Source organism: Flavobacterium limnosediminis JC2902, from assembly GCF_000498535.1.
GTDB classification, from domain to species: domain Bacteria; phylum Bacteroidota; class Bacteroidia; order Flavobacteriales; family Flavobacteriaceae; genus Flavobacterium; species Flavobacterium limnosediminis.
Genome location: NZ_AVGG01000034.1, coordinates 1 through 666 on the forward strand (window position 1 = coordinate 1; position 666 = coordinate 666).

Sequence of the window (666 nt, forward strand, 5' to 3'; positions counted from 1 at the left end):
TTAGGGATTTATTTGGGATGGCTAGTGTTTTCATTTCTTCTTAAAAAAGAAGTTTTTTCCTTACTACTTTTCGGTATATTTGTAAACGTCAGTAAAAAAAAACCGCCACTGACAGAAAGCCGGCGGGACGTTATGCGACATTTCAGAAAAACGATATGAGAAAACTAGAAATTATACTTTTTTTACTTCTGTTAATATCTAATCTTTGTATTGCGCAACGTAATGAAAAAGTAACATTTAAAATCGATACTTCAAGGATTGCGGTTCTACCCTTTGACGAAAATACTAAATGGAAATTTAAAAACTGTATAGCTTCCGAAATCAGTAATGAAGAAATTTTACTGGCTGAAAAATTATTATCAAAACGTGTAAATAAATATAATAAAGAAGAAAAAATCAATCCAAGTTTACATACTGGAACTCGATATATAAATCTTAATAAATATTACAAACAATATATAGTTGCTAAAAATTCTAAAGGAGAAAAAGAAGTTTATATAAATTGTTTTTGTGAAAATCCAGCAATAAACTGGAAAAAAGTATTGAATGAAGTTAATGATGGCGGGAATTGCTTCTTTTCTTTAAAAATTAACCTTACTAAGCAAAGTTCAGAAGAATTAGATATAAACGGACCATAGAAACGTCGCATAACAGCGGTTTTAAGAA

1 protein-coding gene is annotated in these 666 nt (G+C 29.0%); it reads left to right on the forward strand.

All coding sequences use genetic code 11. From position 1 onward, the window contains the following. Positions 1–155: 155 nt before the first annotated feature. Complete coding sequence (locus tag FLJC2902T_RS15975; RefSeq protein WP_023580706.1) at positions 156–638, forward strand: hypothetical protein; 483 nt, start codon at positions 156–158, stop codon at positions 636–638. Positions 639–666: the final 28 nt, after the last annotated feature.